Raw genomic sequence first — 15361 nt, 5'->3', positions numbered from 1 at the left:
CCCGCCCCGCGACCCGCGCGGGGCGGGCGCAGTGAAGGTGAATCACGCCGTCTTCGGCTTCCTTTTGCAGTCGAGCTTCTTCATGACCTCACCCATGGCGTCCTGCGCCAGCTTGCCGAAGACCTTGTGGGCGCGGTCGGGGTCGTCGCTCAGCTGGGTGTCGTTGGCATGGATGTCGAGCAGAAGTCTACTGAACGACCTGTCCTCGTCCTCGGAAGGGCGTGGACAGTCCAGCGCCGCAACGGCGCCGGCCCGCCAGGTAGCCACGTCGTAACGCCCGGCATACTTCCTCGGCTTGGCCCCCGCCCGCTCCCGGACCACCGCGCGCGGGGTCGAGGGCTCGACCTGATCGTTCTTCTTGACCCAGTCACCCGAAACGGAAACAGTGGGCTTATCGTCCACGAAGTACCGGCACCCCTGCAATCTCACTTCAGGACTCCCCAGTTTTTCGAGGTTGTCATCACGCCTAATTTTACCGCCAGACCCAAAAAGCGTAGAGTAACTACGCTGCGGCAGTGAGAGCCCACAGAGATTATCGGGAATTGAGTATTCGCGCGGGGGGGGAGAACTGTCGCAGGAAACGAGCACCGTTGACGCGACGATCCAGAAGACGAGGAAGACAGCCCGCACCCATCCGGAACAGGGCCACCTCGCGGGGCGCTCAAATCTATCCACCGCCACCCGAACCCCCACGTGAGCGTACCGTTCCGGCTCCTTCCTGGAATTTGGCTTCGGCCTGCACTCTGGCGCCGTCCTGCGCGCTCCTGAGAAGAGGTTCGTCAAGGCCAGCCGCCTTCCCGATACTTTCAGCATAATCGCGGTAGAAGTCACGCGTGTTCTGTTGCGTCTGCGCGAAGGCATACCTACCTGCGGCGTCCGCCTTTTCCCCCTCCTCGGGTACATCCTTCTTGATATGCTCCATAACAGCAGTGTTGATATCTTCTTGCGCCCACCCAACAGGCGTGGACAGCACCGCACCCGGACCTTGCGGTCCGCCTCCGGAGTTCGCCGTTCCCAAACCCACGAATCGATTTACCCACTTGCTGGCCTCATCGGCTTTCTTGTTGAAGTCCCCAGCCTCGTCCACCTTGTCTTCGTACAAGGCATCCGCCTTAGCCTCGCTCATGACTCCTGACACGTAGGCACCCCCGGAAACCGCATCGCCCGCATAATCCCGGACATCACTCGCATCGGTCCCCGACGGAAGGTTGCCGATCACGTCCCGCAAGTGCTCGACGGTATACATCTGCTGCGAAGCCTTGACAACTCCGTGTGCGTAGGGATCTCGCCCGACCTGGTTTAGGTACTCATGAAGTGCAGGATTATCGAAGCGAGCGGCCTTGCCGTACACAGAAAACTCATCGTCCCCGGTAACCGAACGCTGCACATCGCCCGGGTAATCCGCGATCATCTCCCCGAGCGCGCGCCGGAAACCAACGAAGTCCCCGTCCTTGGCGATCGGCGAAACCTCACCGTCACCTGGCGGGCCACCGAAAACCCGTACCGCCTCCGTCATCACATGGGCGTTGGCCGCAGAATGGTCCGGAGGCGTGGAGCCGGCTACTGAATCAGGGAGCCGACCGGTGGCGCCCGCCTTGAGCGCGGCCTCGAATCCCTCCCGTGCGTTCTTGTCGACCTTGTCAAACTCGTCGCGGGACGCATTGTCGGCACCCACCGTGTCCACAACCTTCCAGTCCCGGTCCTTGACGAGGTATTCGAGACGATCGTTCCGTCCGTCCTTCCCGTCTGCGGGGTTCGGGTCGGAGGAGGGGTCCAGATAGCTGGCGGCAACGTCCGGATCTTTCGCCATGATGCCCAGAACACCGTCGTACGGGTCGTTCTCGAAAGGCCCCCCAGCGACGCCCTCCTCCCGCCGGTCCCAGATATTCGGGTCTTTCTCCTCCACCCCACGGATGTCGTCACCGAGGTCGTGCAGCATCTGCGGTGAGTACCCGTCACCGTGCTCCATCAGTGTGACCAGACTCTGATAGCCGCGCCCGCTGTAGGACGAACCCCCGATACCGCCCGCCTCCCTGGAGTCGAACGTCCACTCTGCGGCTCCAGCCTTCCGCATGTCCTTACGCCAGTTCTCGTAGAAGGATCCGTCTTCGCTACGCAGCCAAGCACGGTACTTCTTGGCGTACTCCGCCGAACCGACGGGAATCTCCTTCTTGCCATCGCGGAACGTCGGCATCCTGGTAGCCGTCACCAAAGATGTCGCCAAGGATTTTTCCATACCTAGGTACTGGGAGCGGTTACCCTTGTCCGTGCTGTACGCCAGTGCGTGCAGCTCGTTCTCTGCTTTGATCAGGCCATCGGGGCCGATAGAGTTGAGGAGAGTGCGGTTGAAACCCTTGTCGTCAGCGTTCGCCCGCATCATCACCTGAACATCGTGGCGTTCCTTGGCGGTCAGGCCAGCCCCGTCCTTCGTGCGGTCAAGACGAGAAACGAGGTCCGCTGTACGGTTGGCGGCGTATTTCTCCACATCGCCTACGGCCTTGCTGTTGAAGCCGTCGGCATCGCCCTTGCCGTCGGTGTCCGTAGCCGCAGCCTTGAGCGCCAACAGGTTCTCGTAGTCCACGTCGTCGACGTGCTTGACCGCCACCTCGATGCGGCGGTTCCAGGTCGCTTCCGCATCCATTCGACCGGGATTACGCAAGAGGCTCTGCACTTCCTCTTCCGGCATTCCCTCGGTGTCAATCGTACACTTGCCGTAATCGTCGACTTTCATGCCACCTTTGTGGGTGGCTTCGTGACGCACGCTCTTCAGGTGTTCCCTGGCCGCAGCCAACCTGTCGTGGGCATCGTCAAGAAGCTCCGCAATCTTCTGAGCCTGCTTCTTGGCTGCGGAGAACTCATGAAGCGTGGTGTCGGAGGAGATCCAGAAGGCCCCCGCAGATTCGCCTGCCCAGCCTTTGAGCTTGGCACGAACGTGGTCGCGGTAGTTGTCGCGCAGCTTTCCGCAGCCCTTGCTCATCGAGCGCCATTCCTTGGCCGTGGCGGTCAGTGCGGACAGGTCGGCCTTCATGATCTCGTGGTAAGTCAGTTCCATGGGAGCTTCCTCACAGATCGTTGAGTCGGCTTCCACCACCCGGGGAGATACGACTGAAGTCGTGGATCCTGTCCCCCTCCACTCCCTGGAAAACGGCCTTCGTACCGTGCAGCGCCGCGAGTTCACGCCGCAGGTGGTGTCCGATGTTCTGCCATGCCTCTTCCCACCGCTCCAGACAGAAGTCCAGCCCTTTCCTGGTGTCCCAGCCTCGCAGTACGCCCGGCGTCGTGTTGCTGCTGCCGAACACGTCGGTCGAAGCTGTCACCGCCTGGCCCCCCTTCTTCACCGCGGCCGGGCCCAAGTCCTCTTCGATGTAACTCGCGGCGGCACGCTTGTCGGCCGGGGTGACGACGAGGTCCGTGCCACGTTCGCCCTTTTCCCCCGAACCGGATGCCTCGTTAAGGTTCATTCGTACCGGCGCGCTGGATCGCGCTGCCTGGTCCTCGTACGTCACCGCCGTGCTCCCCTGTCATCCAGCACCCCTCGGACATGCGCCCCCGGTCCGTGCAGGCGTGCTTGCAGAAAGTTACCGAGCGGGAACTCTACCTTCGCCTGTCGTACCGGGGTCAACCACGCAACAGGCCGGGGAAAAGGGGCATGTGGCGCTCCGGTCAGTGCCGCTGCCGCGCCGCCTCGTACAAGACCGCTGTTCCCGCGTTGGCGGCGTTGAGGGAGCTGGCGGTGCCGTGCATGGGGATGCTGACCGTGCGGTCGCAGGCGGTGCGCCAGGCGGCGCTCAGGCCGGTGGTCTCGTTGCCGATCAGGAGGAGGACGGGGCCGGTCAGGTCGGCGTCGAAGAGGGGGGTGTCGCCGTGTTCGTCGGTGCCGATCACGGTGACGTCGTGGCCCTTCGAGGCGGCTCGGGACAGCCAGTCGGTGACCGCGTGGGGCGAGGGGACGCGGACCGTGGGCAGGGCGAAGAGCGAACCGGTGCCGGCCCGGACCGACTTGGGGTCGTACACGTCGGCCGCGTGGCCTGTGACGATGAGGCCGTCGGCGCCGAAGGCGTCGGCGGAGCGCAGCAGCGAGCCGATGTTGCCGGGGCTGGTGGGGCGGTCGAACAGGACGCCGAGGAAGTCGGGGCCGACCGGGATGCGGGACAGGTCGTCCGGCGGCATGCTCACCACCGCGATCAGCTCGGCGTCGGCGTCCTCCCGTTCGCTCAGCTCGGCCAGCAGCTCGGGCGCCATGGCGATGCGCTCTCCTGGCGCGCCGGAGGCCAGCAGGTCGCGGGCCCAGTCCGACAGGCGGCGGCCCGAGGCGTACAGCAGCGCGGTGGTGTGCCAGCCGTGTTCGAGGGCGAGAGTGACCGGGCGTACGCCCTGGACCAGGAACTCTCCCGCTCGCTGCCGCTTGTTGCGGTTGGTGAGAAGGGCCTGCCACTGCTGGAACCTGGCGTTGCGGGTGGTGATCTGGACGGTGCGCACGGGGTGAGGGTATCCGCCGTCGGGCGCGCCCCCTCGCGGGCATCAGGCCGCCGCACCGCCCTCAGCCCCCGTCACGCGACCCCGCGGAACTCCTCCACCGGGATCCGCCGGAAGGTGACCGTCTCGTACGCGCTGTCCGTGCCCGTCTCGTACAGCAGTCCGACGGTGTACTCGTCGACGCGCACGAGGTCGGAGTAGGCGGCGCGCCGCTCGTCCACGGTGTGTGCCGTGCGCCAGGTGACGCCGCCGTCGTCGCTGGCCCGTACCGCCATCCGGTGCCGGGTGGTGGGATGGGACGGTGCGGAGAACAACAGCACGTCGGGGTCGCGCAGCTGGAGGACGCTGCCCTGGACGACCGGGGCCACCAGGTCGGGCCGCGGCTCGAAGGGCGCGGCCAGGGTCTGGCCGCCGTCGGCCGAGCGCGCGTCGGCGCGGTGCGCGGGGACGTCGGAGTCGTTGCGGGTGTTGAAGTAGACGGTGCCGTCCGGGAGTTCGGCGGCGGTCGTCTCGTTGACGTTCACCCGGCCGTCGGGGGTGTCGTCCAGATAGCCGAGGCACCAGGTGACGCCGCCGTCGTCACTGAGCAGGTCGTGGCCCCCGTTGTAGCGGCCCTCGGTGCCGTCGTCACCCGGCTCGGTGGGCGGCAGGGAGTGGTTGGCCGGGACGACGACGCGGCCCGAGGAGAGCTGGAGGGCGTGCCCGGGGGTGGTGGCGTACCAGCGCCAGTCGGGGGCCTTCGCGGCCGAGGTGATCTCCTGCGGCTCGCTCCAGGTCAGCCCCGCGTCGTCGCTGAACCGCAGCCACACCCGGCGGCCGTCTTCCGCGCTCACCTCACCGCGCCGGATGCGGTCCTCGGTGGCGCCGGCCGCGCTGCGCACGAAGACCAGCAGCAGGCGCCCGTCGGCCAGCGCGACGGGCGAGGGGTTGCCCGCCGTGCCGTTCCCGTACTCGGCGACGACGGTGAGCGCACCCCAGGTCAGGCCGCCGTCCCCGGAGCGTTTGCAGACGATGTCGATGTTCCCGCTGTCCCCGGAGGAGTCCACGCGCCCCTCGGCGAACGCCACCACGGCGCCGTCCGGAGCGCGGACACAGGCGGGAATCCGGAAGCTGGCATAGCCCTCGCTTCCGGCACGGAACGGTACGGAGTTCTCATACGGCATCGAGCGGCCCCAACTGCCAGAGGTAGCACGTCCCTTGTCCTGTCACGCACGGTAAGAAGGGGGCGGCTGAGCGTCAAGGAACGGGGACATGAACCCCGCGCCACGAACGGGGGCGCCTGGATGAGACACCAACCCGGATCGGCCTCGGGCTCGGCCCGGGATCGACGTCGGGCGCGGCCCGGGGTCGGCCCGGGTTCGACGCCGGGATCGGCCCGGGGGTCAGCCCTTCCGGGTGCCCCTTTCGGGGGACCCGCACCCGTGAACCGGGGCCCGGAGCTGACGCCGGGACGACAATCCGTGAACATGGATGCCGTACAGGTCGCGGCGCTTCGAGAAGCGCTGGCGGGGAGTGAATGGCTGCGGGACACCCGGCGGTTCGGCGGTGCGCTGCGCTCCAGCGTGGGCGCGCACGGTGGGGGCACCTCCCGGCCGAAGGCCGGCGGCGGGCTGCTCGTCGTCGGCACCGCGACGTACGAGCCGTGGCACCTCGCCGCGCATCTGGACGACGAGGCCGCCTGGTCGGGCATGCCCGAGCTGGCGCCCACGCTGGTGCGGCACGCGGTGCCGCGCTCGGCGCCGGCGCACCTGTCGGTGGGGCTCGGGAGGATCGAGGCGGCGAGGCGCGGGGAGACGCTGCTGGTCGTCAGCGGGGCGCGGGGCACCGGAGGCGCGTTGCTGACCCGCCTCCATGACGCGCGGCGCGCGGGCGCCACGGTCTTCGCCCTCGCCTCCGCGGGCGCGGGCCCCGAGTTGGACCAGCTCGCCCATGAGAGCCTCACCGCCGACGCCGGGGAGGGGCTGGACCTTGAGGTGGTCCAGCACCTGGTGAGTGCGGCGGCGGGCGAGACGTACACCCCTCGCCGAGCGGGGGGTCGCTTCCGCGACCGCCTCTCCCGCCTGGCCGACCTCCTGACGGCACCCCCGCCCCCCACATGGTGAGCCCCCTCGTGCCGCCCAGGTCATTCCGCCGCTCTCTCCGTCGCTCTCTCCGCCGCGACGGCGCGCACCCACCCACGACCTGACCGGCGACGCCAAGCCCCCCGACGGCGCCGACCGGCCGTCGCGGCGGCCAGGGAGGCGGGGCTTCGGAACCGCTGTCCGGGAGCGGGGCGTCTCAGGCGGACGGGTTTTCGGGGAAAGGCGGAGAGTCGGCATGCGCATGCAGCGGGCCCTGCTGGTCAGCGCGGGGGTCGTCCTCGCCGTGGCACTGGCATGGGGGTGTCTCCTCTACGTTGAACGCACCGGCGGGGAGGGCCGGGTGAAGCACGGGGACGGCAGCGCACGCCTCACCCTTGGCGACGGCCGTCGCGTCTCGCTGAGCTACGGCGAACGGGGCCTTGTCGAGCGTCACCAGAGTGCCAGGGACGGTCCGTGGTCCAAGCCCCGGCTGCTCTACCGCACCAAGGAGCTCGACTGCGAGTCCCTCACTCTCGCCACCCACGGGGACACCGTCGCCGCTGCCGCCGACTACGGGTACGACTGCGGGGCGGGCGGCCCCCCGGACTATTCGATCGCCGCCGTCGCCACCACGGACGACCTCGACGGCTGGGACGTCAAGGTCGTCAAGTTCATCGACGGCTTCGATCATGTGCGCTTCTCGTCGAGCGGTAACCACGTCCGGTTCGACTACCCCACGGCGGAAGGTGGAGCCACCCTCAGCTGGCGGTCCTTTTGGGGCTTCAGCCAGCCGGACAGCTGAACGTCGGGGGCGGGCGGGCTCGGTAAGGTGGGGCGGACCGGTGGAAGGCGGGCGTGTGCGGGAGCATTCGGGGGTTCGGCGGGAGCGGGTGCTGGACGCCGTCCGCACGCGCGGCGAGGTCCGCATCGCCGAACTGGCCGCCGAGCTGGAGGTCTCGGTCGTCACCCTGCGCCGGGACGTCGAGGACCTGGCCCGCAAGGGCCAGCTGAAGCGGGGGCACGGCGTGGCCCGTTCGCTCTCCCCCGCCTCGACCGAGCCCGTCCCCTCCCAGCGCGCCCCCCACGCCACGGCGGTTGGGGGTACCTCCCTGCCAAGAGCCGGGGAAGGCACGACGGTCGGCCTCATCGTGCCCGAGCACCACTCGTACCTCTTCGGGGCCGTCAGCGGTGCCCGCGCCGCGCTGGAGGCGGCGGGCGTGCGGATGGCGATGCACATCGTCCAGCACGTGCCGGGCGCCGAACACGCGATGGCCCGTCAGGCGCTGGCCCAGGGCGCGAGCGGCCTGCTGATCGCGCCGCGCTGGCGCACCCCCGACTCCCCCGCGCTGGACGAGGAGTGGCTGGCGGAGCTGACCGTTCCCGCCGTCCTCATGGAGCGCCGCCCGGCCGCGGGCAGCCCGCTGCACGCGGCGGACGCGGTCGCGAGCGACCACTGGTACGGCGCGCATCTCGCGCTGGACCACCTCATCTCGCTGGGGCACCGCCGCATCGTGCTGGCGGCGCGCGACGACAGTCCGACGGCGCGTACGCTGCGTGCCGCGTTCGCGCAGATCGCGCGGGAGCGGCCGGAAGTGGAGGAGTGGGCGGTGGTGCTCAGTTCGGGCGCCGCCGCCGCGTCCGCGCCCGACCCGACCGGAGCCCCACAGGCCGCGCCGTTGGTGGATCTGTGCGCCGTACTGCGGGAGCACGGTGCGACCGCCGCCGTCCTGCACGCGGACGTGGACGCGCTGATGCTGGTCCAGCAGCTGCGCGCCGGCGGCGTACGGGTGCCGGAGGACTGCTCGGTGGTGGCGTACGACGACGTGGTGGCGGCGCTGGGCAGCCCGCCGCTGACGGCGGTCTCGCCGCCGACGGAGGAGATCGGCCGGGCGGCGGCCGAGCTGCTGCTGCGCCGCCTGGAGCACCCGAGAGGCGCGGCGCCCGAGGCGGTGCGCAGGGTCGAGCTGCTGCCGCGGCTGAAGATACGCGGCTCCGCCGTCGAGCTTGTCCCGGCGGCGGCCCGCCCCACCAGCTGACCCCTTCCCCTCCTGGCCCCTTCCCCCTCGCCAGGCTCGTTGCTCTCCTGACCACTCCCCCTCGGCACCGGCAGCCCCATCCCCCGCGCGGGGTCAACTCCCCGCCTCATACGATCGTTTGACCGTTTGAGTTTCTTCTGATCGCTCCATTGACCCTTTTCCGGGGGACGATCAGGATGCCGGTGTTCCCTCCACCCCAAGGAGGCACTCCACCGTGCACGGTCGTCGCACCCGCACCGCACTGGCCGTACGTACCGCACTTGCCGTCCTCCCCCTCCTCCTCACCGCGGCCTGCTCCGGCGGCGGTCCGGGTGTACGGGACGACGGCGGCGGGCCCGGCGGGCCCGTCCACATCACCTTCTGGTCGTCGCTGCGCGGCAGCCAGGAGGTGGTGGACGCGTACAACAAGAGCCAACAGCGCGTCCATGTCGACTTCGAGCAGGTGCCCTCGGGCCAGCAGGGCGGGTACGCCAAGCTGAGCAACGCGGCCCGCGCGGGCAACGCGCCCGACGTCGGCACCATCGAGTACCCGCAGGTGCCCGGCTTCGCCATGGACGGCGTGGCGCGGGACCTCACGCCGCTGATCAGCGACCGGCTGCGCGGCAAGCTGCTGCCGCAGGCCCTCGCCCTCACCACGTTCGAGGGCCGCGTCTTCAGCGTCCCGCAGGACGTCGAGCCGATGGTCTTCCTCTACCGGCGCGACCTGTTCGCCAAGCACCACATCCGGGTGCCGCGCACCTGGGCGGAGTTCGAGCGGGCGGCTCGCGCCGTCGAGCGGGCCGCGCCCGGCTCCCGTATCGCCACCTTCCCCACCGACGGCGGCCACCATCTGGCGGGCTTCGCCTGGCAGGCGGGGGCGCGCTGGTTCGACACCAAGGGCGGCACCTGGACCGTTTCCATGACGGACCGGCCCACCCGCAAGGTCACGGTCTGCTGGCAGCGGCTGATCGACAAGGGCCTGGTCTTCCTCAACCCCGTGGACACCCAGGCCGGTTCGGCGCAGGTCGGCCGGGGCGCGGTCTTCGGCAAGCTGACCGGCGCCTGGGACGCGGGCGGGATGATGGCGGCCCAGCCGGGCCAGAAGGGCAAGTGGGGCGTGGCCCCGCTGCCCCAGTGGGACCTCTCCAGGCCCCGGGTGGGCACGCACGGCGGCTCGACCTTCGCCATCACCAAGGACAGCCGGCACCCGAAGGAAGCCATGGACTTCATCGAGTGGCAGGTCTCCAGCCCGCAGGCGTGGCGCGCCCGGCTCTCCAGCGGCACAAGCAGTCAGTACCCGGCCGTCTCCGAGCTGGTGCCGGTGGCGCGCGAGGCCATGGACACCAGCTACTTCGGCGGTCAGGACATCTACGCCCTCTTCCGGCGCGAGGCGGCGCACATCTCGCGGCGCTGGACCTGGGGCCCGCGGATGACGGCGACGCTCAAGACCGTCCAGGACGGGCTGGCCCGCGCCGGGGACGGTGAGGGCACGGTCCTCGGCGCGCTGCGCGAGGGCCAGCGCTCCACGATGCCCGACCTCACCTCCCTCGGGCTGAACGCGCGGGAGGGATCCGAATGACCGCGACTCCCTCCCCCTCGCCTTCGCCCTCCCCGCTCCCCACGCCCGCCACCCCGGCCCACCCCGGCACCGGCATCGGCACCGGATCCGGCACCAGGCCCGGCGACCGCGCCGCGTCCCCGGCCGGCGCCGGGGACCGTACGCGGCGCAGGGCGCGGCGGCGGGAGCTGGGGGCGTGCGCCGCGCTGATGGCACCGTTCTTCGTGCTGCTGGTCGCCGTCTTCCTGGTGCCGGTGGGCGGTGCGGTGTGGCTGAGCTTCTTCAGCGACGACCAGCCGGGCCTCGGCTTCGGGCCCGAGCGCACCGTCTTCGCCGGGCTGCGCAGCTACGAGGCGGTGCTCTCGGACCCCACCTTCCTGGCCGGGCTGGGCACGGCGGCGCTCTACTGCCTGTGCTACATCCCGCTGATGGTGCTGTGCGCGCTGGCACTGGCGCTGCTGCTGGACTCGGGCGCCGTGCGGCTGCGCCGGACCGCGCAGCTGTCGCTGTTCCTGCCGCACGCGGTGCCCGGCATCATCGCCGCCGTCATCTGGCTCTACCTCTACACGCCGGGCCTGAGCCCGGTCGTCGACCTGCTCGGCAAGGCCGACATCAGCGTCGACTTCCTCGGCGTGCACACCGTCCTGCCGTCCATCGTCAACATCGCGATGTGGAGCAACCTCGGCTACAACGTCGTCATCTTCTACGCGGCGCTCCAGGCGGTGCCGCGCGAGGTGACCGAGGCGGCCGTCATGGACGGCGCGGGCCCGGTGCGCACCGCGCTCCAGGTGAAGGTCCCGCTGGTGCGGGGCTCGGGCGCGATGGTCACGATGTTCACCCTGATCTGGTCGCTCCAGCTGTTCACCGAACCGATGCTGCTGAGCCAGGCCACGCCGGTGGTGGGCAGCCGCTACACGCCGAGCATGTACATCTACGACGCGGCCTTCACCCGCAACAACTACGGCCTGGCCGCCGCCGCTTCGGTGGTCCTCCTCGTGGTGACCATCACCCTGTCCTACGGGCTCAGCCGCTGGAGCAACCGGTCGGCCCGTACGGCGAACGTGCCCGAGGAGGCCACCCGATGAGCGCGTCGCCGCCGACCCGCCGCCGTTCCGCTGCTTCGTCGTCAGCGCCCTCCTCGCGCTCCGGGGCGCGGGCGCTGCGGCCCGGGGTGCTCGGGAGGGGCGCGGTGAACGCGCTCGTCGGACTGTCCGTCCTCTACACGCTGCTGCCGGTGCTGTGGCTGCTGGCCGCTTCGTCGAAGACCCGCGACGCGCTCTTCCGCAGCGACCTGCTGTCGGCCGGGGACTTCTCCTTCACCGGCAATGTCTCGGCGCTGTTCGCCATGGAGGACGGCATCTACGGCCGCTGGTACGTCAACAGTCTGCTCTACGCCGTGGTGGGCGCGGCTCTCGGCGCGATGGTGAGCGTCGCGTGCGGGTACGCCTTCGACAAATACCGCTTCCGCCACAAGGAAAAGCTCTTCGGGCTGGTGCTCGCCGGGGTCATGGTGCCGCCCACCGTGCTGGCCCTCCCGCTGTATCTGATGGCCTCGAAAACGGGGCTGGTGAACACCTTCTGGTCGGTGTTCATCCCCGTCCTCTTCAATCCCTTCGGGGTGTATCTGGGCCGCGTCTTCAGCCAGGGCTATGTGCCCGACGAAGTTCTGGAAGCCGCCCGCGTGGACGGCGCCGGAGAACTGACCTCCTACTTCCGTGTGGCCCTGCGGATGCTGGGGCCCGGCCTGGTGACCGTCTTCCTGTTCCAGCTCACCGCGATCTGGAACAACTTCTTCCTGCCCATGGTGATGCTTTCCGACCAGTCGCTGTTTCCGGTCAGTCTGGGGCTTTACATCTGGAACAGCTCGGCGGTGGTGACCCCCGATTACTACCCCGCCGTCATCATGGGCTCCCTCCTGGCCGTTCTCCCCTTGATCGCCGCGTTCGTGATGCTCCAGCGCTATTGGAAGTCGGGGCTGACGGCGGGAAGCGTCAAGTGAACTGTTGTCCCTGCCCCGCCCCTTCCCCCCGCCCCTTCCCGAAATTCCTCAGTCGCCGGAATGGCTCCTCCTCAAGCGCCGGAGGGGCTACTTGCAGCCCCTCCGGGGCTTGAGGAGCGGGGGGTTCGGGGGGCAGCGCCCCCCGAAAGAACGGGAAGGCGGGGTCCCCCCGGCCGGAGGCTGGGGGAGGGGCAGGGGCCAAAACATGGACCGCAACCACCAGGAGCGAGATGCCCTCTTACGTACGCGCAGCCATCGCCATGGACAAAATCGCCGCGGACGCGGTCCTGAAGCCCGCCGCCAGGCGCCGGCTCGGCGAGGTCGTCGGCCTCGCCCCGGACATCCTCGACGACTTCACCACGGAGGCCGCCCGGCAGACCCTGGCGGAAGCCGAACTGCTCATCACCGGCTGGGGCTGCCCACTCCTGGACGCGGCGGCGCTGGAGCGCGCCCCGCGCCTGCGTGCCGTCGCCCACACGGCGGGCAGCACCCGTGGCCATCTCACCGAGGCGTGCTGGGCCCGAGGCATCGAGGTCTCCTCGGCGGCAGCCGCCAACGCGGCGCCGGTCGCGGAGTACACGCTCGCCATGATCCTGCTCGCGGGCAAGCAGGTGCTGGAGTCGGCCCGCGCGTACTCCCGCACCCGCACCCGCGAGCACTGGCTCCTGCCCGATCCGACGCTGGGCAACTACCGCCGCACGGTGGGCATCCTGAGCGCCTCCCTCGTCGGCCGCCGCGTCATCGAACTGCTGCGCCCGCACGATCTGGAGGTACTGCTGTACGACCCGTACGTGGACGACGCGGAGGCGGCGGCGCTGGGCGTGACCAAGGCGGCGCTCCCCGAGCTGTTCGCCGCCGCCGACGTGGTGAGCGTCCACACCCCGCTGCTGCCCGCCACCCGGGGCCTCGTCGGGGCCGGGCCGCTGGCCGCGATGCGGGAGGGGGCCACACTCATCAACACCGCGCGCGGCGCCGTCGTCGACCAGGCGGCGCTGACCGACGCGCTGGTGAGCGGCCGGATCCGGGCGGTGCTGGATGTGACGGAGCCGGAGGTGCTGCCGCGCGGCCATCCCCTGTGGGAGTGCGAGAACGTGCTGCTCACCCCGCACCTGGCGGGCTCGCAGGGCAACGAGCTGGACCGGCTGGCCGACCTGGCGGTCTCCGAGGTGCGCCGCTGGGCGGCGGGCGAGGGGTTCGCGTACGCGGTGCGCGGCGACCGGCGGGAGCTGCTCGCATGACCGCCGCACAGCCGCGAGGGCTGCGACTGCCGCCGTACGACCGGGAGTTGAGCCCGCACACCGGGTACACCCGCGCCCACTGGGAGGCGGCGGCCGACGGCATGCTGCGGGCTGCCTGGCGCTGGGCGACCCCGCGCGGCGCGCTGCTGGACCTGCCGGGCCGGGCCTCGGTCTCGGGGGTGCGCTCGGACGGCCTGGAGGGCTACGCGCGCACTTTCCTGGCGGCCGGGTTCCGGGTCGCGGGCGCTTCCGGGGCCGATCCGGGCGGGCTGCTGGAGCGCTACGCGGCGGGGCTGGCGGCGGGCACCCGTTCGCCGGGCCGCGAGGACGCCGAGTCGTGGCCGCTGATTCTCGACCACCCGGGCAGGGGCCAGCCCATGGTGGAGTCGGCGTCGGTGGCGCTCGGGCTGCGGCTGACGAGGCCGTGGCTGTGGGACCGGCTGGACGAGGGGGTGCGGGAGCGGGCGGAGGCGTGGCTGCGCGGCGCCCTGCGGCACACGCCCGCGCCCAACAACTGGTACCTCTTCCCGCTGACGGTGGCCGGGTTCCTGGAGTCGGTGGGGCGCGGGGACACGGAGACCGCAGCCGCGATCGAGCGGGGGCTGACGCTCCTGGAGGGCTGGTGGCGGGGCGAGGGCTGGTACGCGGACGGGGACGGGCGGGCCTTCGACCACTACAACGGCTGGGCGCTGCATCTGTATCCCGTGCTGCACGCCCAGCTGGCGGGCGACGCGGCCCTGTTGGCACGCTACGGGCCCCGGCTGCGGGAGCATCTGACCAGCTTCGGGCTGATGTTCGGGGCCGATGGGGCGCCGCTGTATTTCGGGCGCTCGCTGACCTACCGCTTCGCCGCCGGGGCCGCCGTCGCGCTCGGCGCGCTGACCGGTCACACGCCGCTGGCGCCCGGCGTCTCGCGGCGGCTGCTGAGCGGGGCGCTGCGCTACTTCCTGGACCGGGACGCGCTGGACGGCCGCGGGCTCCTGACTCTGGGCTGGCACGGCCCGCACGACGCCTCGCTCCAGGAGTACTCGGGCCCGGCCTCGCCGTACTGGGCGTCCAAGGGCTTCGCCGCGCTGCTCGTCCCGCCGGACGACCCGCTGTGGACGGCGCCCGAGGAGCCCGCGCCGAGCGAGGGCCCCGACCGGGCACTGGCGGTGGCGGGGCCCGGTCTGCTGCTCCAGAGCACCGGCGCCGACGGCCTCGTCCGGCTGCACAACCACGGCAGCGACCATGTGCGCCCCGGGCAGGGCGAGGCGCACGAGGACGAGGATCCGCTCTACGCGCGCTTCGCGTACTCGACGAGGACGGGCCCCACCGCGCGGGACAACGTCCCCGACAACCATCTCGCGCTCCAGCTGCCCGCCCGCCCCGGCGAGTGGAGCGTGCGGCGGCGTATCGAGCCGCTGGGCGCCGCCTCGGCGCCGGACGGCGCCTGGGGCTGGGCGGCCTCCCGGCACCGGCCGGTCTTCCCGCCGGGCGGGCCGCCGGCCCCGTCGCTGTGGGTGGAGAGCGTGACGGTGGTGCGCGGGAGGTGGGAGGTGCGGGTGCACCGCGTGGTGGGGGCACCGGAGGGCACACGGGTGCGGCTCACGGGCTGGGCCACGGCCCCGGACACCGCCACCGGATCTACCGGGCTTATCGGATCTACCGGGCTGGAGCCGCTGTACGGGCTGGCCGCGGCCGAGGCGATGCGGGCGCCGCACGGCACGGCGTTCACCCGCTGGGTCCGGGTCCCCGTACTGGAGGGCGAGGTGCGCGGACCCGGAGCCGGCGCCGTGTGCGCGGCGCTCGCCTGGCTGGGCGAGGCCGGGGAGGCGGGGCCTCGGGGCGGGGCGGAGGCGGCGCGTCCGGTCGTACGGGTGGCGGACGGCTCGCTCGACATCAGCTGGGCGGGAGGCGGCGTACGGCTCGCCTTCGACCCGCTCACCGTCGGGCGCGTCGGGCCAAGGTGACACGGGGGCGGGGCTGCGGGCCGGGGCCCCGGGGCGCCGCCGAACACGGCGGCTGCCCGCCAC

13 protein-coding genes are annotated in these 15361 nt (G+C 70.9%); 8 read left to right on the top strand and 5 right to left on the bottom strand.

The features are described 5' to 3' along the window. Positions 1–42: 42 nt before the first annotated feature. The 5 genes from OHB04_RS29995 to OHB04_RS29975 form a co-directional block, all read right to left on the bottom strand. Entirely contained in the window at positions 43–402 is a 360-nt protein-coding gene (locus OHB04_RS29995) for a hypothetical protein (protein WP_326690755.1), read from the bottom strand. A gap of 265 nt (positions 403–667) precedes the next feature. Beyond that, entirely contained in the window at positions 668–3052 is a 2385-nt protein-coding gene (locus OHB04_RS29990; protein WP_326808681.1) for a DUF6571 family protein, read from the bottom strand. Positions 3053–3062: 10 nt separating this feature from the next. Further along, positions 3063–3461: a hypothetical protein gene (locus OHB04_RS29985; RefSeq protein WP_326808680.1), complete on the bottom strand. Its 399-nt coding sequence runs from the start codon at positions 3459–3461 to the stop codon at positions 3063–3065. Positions 3462–3663: 202 nt separating this feature from the next. Further along, complete coding sequence (locus OHB04_RS29980; protein ID WP_326690752.1) at positions 3664–4479, bottom strand: RNA methyltransferase; 816 nt, start codon at positions 4477–4479, stop codon at positions 3664–3666. A gap of 71 nt (positions 4480–4550) precedes the next feature. After that, on the bottom strand, positions 4551–5639 hold the full coding sequence (locus tag OHB04_RS29975) for a sialidase family protein (protein ID WP_326690751.1): 1089 nt from the start codon (positions 5637–5639) through the stop codon (positions 4551–4553). 303 nt (positions 5640–5942) lie between these two features. Between OHB04_RS29975 and OHB04_RS29970 the strand changes: the two genes are divergently transcribed. The 8 genes from OHB04_RS29970 to OHB04_RS29935 all read left to right on the top strand — a co-directional run bounded on the left by OHB04_RS29970 (position 5943) and on the right by OHB04_RS29935 (position 15298). Continuing rightward, a complete protein-coding gene (locus tag OHB04_RS29970; protein WP_326690750.1) occupies positions 5943–6578 on the top strand; it encodes a hypothetical protein in 636 nt (211 codons plus the stop codon). Positions 6579–6792: 214 nt separating this feature from the next. Further along, a complete protein-coding gene (locus OHB04_RS29965) occupies positions 6793–7338 on the top strand; it encodes a hypothetical protein (protein WP_326808679.1) in 546 nt (181 codons plus the stop codon). Between the two features lie 55 nt (positions 7339–7393). After that, positions 7394–8572, top strand: coding sequence for a substrate-binding domain-containing protein (locus tag OHB04_RS29960; RefSeq protein WP_326690747.1), 1179 nt, complete (start codon positions 7394–7396; stop codon positions 8570–8572). A 214-nt stretch (positions 8573–8786) separates the two neighbouring features. Further along, positions 8787–10130: an ABC transporter substrate-binding protein gene (locus OHB04_RS29955; RefSeq protein ID WP_326808678.1), complete on the top strand. Its 1344-nt coding sequence runs from the start codon at positions 8787–8789 to the stop codon at positions 10128–10130. After that, complete coding sequence (locus OHB04_RS29950) at positions 10127–11194, top strand: carbohydrate ABC transporter permease (RefSeq protein ID WP_326690745.1); 1068 nt, start codon at positions 10127–10129, stop codon at positions 11192–11194. The genes OHB04_RS29955 and OHB04_RS29950 overlap by 4 nt, the downstream gene beginning before the upstream one ends. Further along, positions 11191–12108, top strand: a complete 918-nt coding sequence (locus OHB04_RS29945) for a carbohydrate ABC transporter permease (protein WP_326808677.1) — start codon at positions 11191–11193, stop codon at positions 12106–12108. Before OHB04_RS29950 ends, OHB04_RS29945 begins: the two co-directional genes overlap by 4 nt. Before the next feature lie 230 nt (positions 12109–12338). Further along, on the top strand, positions 12339–13346 hold the full coding sequence (locus tag OHB04_RS29940) for a hydroxyacid dehydrogenase (RefSeq protein WP_326690743.1): 1008 nt from the start codon (positions 12339–12341) through the stop codon (positions 13344–13346). Further along, on the top strand, positions 13343–15298 hold the full coding sequence (locus OHB04_RS29935) for a DUF2264 domain-containing protein (RefSeq protein ID WP_326808676.1): 1956 nt from the start codon (positions 13343–13345) through the stop codon (positions 15296–15298). Before OHB04_RS29940 ends, OHB04_RS29935 begins: the two co-directional genes overlap by 4 nt. Positions 15299–15361 lie beyond the last annotated feature (63 nt).

The organism is Streptomyces sp. NBC_01775, assembly GCF_035917675.1.
GTDB lineage: Bacteria > Actinomycetota > Actinomycetes > Streptomycetales > Streptomycetaceae > Streptomyces.
Note: the sequence above shows the minus strand (reverse complement) of the source record. Positions and strands in the feature narration are given on the sequence as shown.